We start from the raw sequence: 2106 nt of genomic DNA, 5'->3' as shown, positions 1-2106 counted from the left end.
GAGCGTGGGAACGATCATAGTCGCAGGCCCCCACGCTAATCGGTAAGATACCGGCCTTTCGCGCAGCCCTTGCTGCGCCCTGCCGACTAAGTCTTGCCCATGCCCTTCGAACTCAGCGTTGACCTCACCACCCTGGCGATCCTCGCCGTGGTTGCCTTTATCGCCGGTTTCATCGACGCCATCGCCGGCGGTGGCGGCCTGCTCACCACGCCCGCCCTGCTGACCGCCGGCATGCCGCCCCACCTGGTGCTGGGCACCAACAAGCTCAGTTCCACCTTCGGCTCGGCCACTGCCAGCTTTACCTTCTACCGGCGCAAGCTGTTTCATCCGCGCCAGTGGGTGCACGCCATCGTCGGCACCCTGGTCGGTGCACTCACCGGCGCGGTCGTGGCCCATTACCTGCCGGCAGAAACCCTGAACAAGATGCTCCCGGTGATTGTGTTCGGCTGCGGTTTGTATTTGCTGTTCGGCGGCACGCCCAAGGCGGCGCTGGACAACGACGCACCGATCAAGAAGAAATGGCAGTCCACCCAGGGCTTTGGCCTGGGTTTCTACGACGGCGTCGCCGGCCCGGGCACCGGGGCCTTCTGGACCGTGAGTACCATGCTGTTGCACCCCATCGACCTGGTAAAGGCCAGCGGCGTGGCGCGCAGCATGAACTTCGTCAGCAACGCGGCGGCGCTGACGGTGTTCATTTTCAATGGCTCGGTAGACTGGATTGTCGGCCTGTGCATGGGCGTGTCGGTGATGTGCGGCGCGTTTTTTGGCGCACGCAGCGCCATCAGCGGCGGCGCCAAGTTCATTCGCCCGGTGTTCATCACCGTGGTGCTCGGCCTGACGGTGCGCCTAGCCTGGCAGCACTGGTTCAGCGTGACCTAGGCGACGGGCCAGGTAGAGGTCGATCAGGTAGCGCGCAATCGAGCGCGACGCCGGCAACGGCGGCAGTTCATGGATGTTGAACCACTGCGCGTCTTCGATCTCGTCAGCCTGGGGCACAATGTCGCCGCCGGCGTACTCGGCGTGAAAGCCCAGCATCATCGAGTGCGGGAACGGCCAGCACTGGCTGCCCATGTACTGGATGTTCTTGACCTCCACCTGCACTTCTTCACGCACCTCGCGAATCAGGCAGTCCTCGGCCGACTCGCCCGGCTCGGCAAACCCCGCCAGAGTGCTGTAGACCCCCGTGACAAAGCGCGGCGAACGGGCCAGCAGGATCTCGTCGCCACGGGTCACCAGCACGATCATGCTCGGCGAGATACGCGGGTAGCTGCGCAGGTCACAGGCCTGGCAGAACATCGCGCGCTCCCGCGGCACCTGCACCATCGCCTGGCCGCAACTGCCGCAAAAACGATGCTCCCGGGCCCAGGTGCCGATTTGCGCGGCGTAGCCCAGGACTTTGTACAGCGTGTGATCGCCCTGCAGCATGAATGCCCGCAGGCCCTGCCAGCCGCAGCCCGGCACGTCGGCGGGGCTGTTGAGTTCCAGCAGGTACACCGGCTCGCCGTCCAGGTGGCCGATGCCATGCTCGGCGAACACCGAGAGGTCCTGGCGCTTGAGCCACTCCCGGGGAAACAGCGGGCCGTTCTGGTCGTGTAAAAAGCCTTCACGGCTGCGGGCCACGGCCCAGCCGCCCGGGGCGTCGTTGTCCAGCAGCGTTGTGGTAATCCAGCCTGGGGTCATGTTCAGTCAATCCACGAAGTCGGGTTTCTGCTTGCTCATATGGGCCGCGATGGCCACGCGCAGGTCGTTGGATTGCAACATAGCTGAGTTCCAGGTGGCAACGTATTCCAAACCGTCATTGATCGTGTGGTCACGCATGTAGCTGATCATCGCCTTGGTGCCGGTGACCGCGATCGGCGATTTCGCGGCGATTTCCCGGGCGATGTCCAGCACGCCGGCCAGCAGGCTCTGGTGATCGCTGTACACCCGATTTACCAGGCCGATGCTGCGCGCCTCTTCGGCACCGAACTGGCGGCCGGTGTAGGCCAGCTCGCGCAGCATGCCGTCGCCGACGATGCGCGGCAGGCGTTGCAGGGTGCCGACGTCGGCGGCCATGCCGATGTCGATTTCCTTGATGGAGAATTGCGCATCTTCGGCGGCGTAGCG

Annotated in this window: 3 protein-coding genes; 1 reads left to right on the top strand and 2 read right to left on the bottom strand. The window is 64.6% G+C overall.

What is annotated here, in order from left to right; genetic code table 11:
• Positions 1-99 precede the first annotated feature (99 nt).
• Positions 100-879: a TSUP family transporter gene (locus HX846_RS16125; protein WP_003208505.1), complete on the top strand. Its 780-nt coding sequence runs from the start codon at positions 100-102 to the stop codon at positions 877-879.
• On the opposite strand, the gene nudC is transcribed toward HX846_RS16125, so the two are convergent.
• Complete coding sequence (nudC, locus tag HX846_RS16120) at positions 847-1680, bottom strand: NAD(+) diphosphatase (protein WP_008430294.1); 834 nt, start codon at positions 1678-1680, stop codon at positions 847-849. The genes HX846_RS16125 and nudC overlap by 33 nt on opposite strands.
• 6 nt (positions 1681-1686) lie before the next feature.
• A partial coding sequence (locus HX846_RS16115) for an enoyl-CoA hydratase-related protein (RefSeq protein ID WP_256739824.1) occupies positions 1687-2106 on the bottom strand: 420 nt, incomplete at its 5' end.

Source organism: Pseudomonas sp. K5002 (assembly GCF_013386655.1).
GTDB lineage: Bacteria > Pseudomonadota > Gammaproteobacteria > Pseudomonadales > Pseudomonadaceae > Aquipseudomonas.
This window is presented reverse-complemented; position numbering and strand designations above follow the sequence as displayed.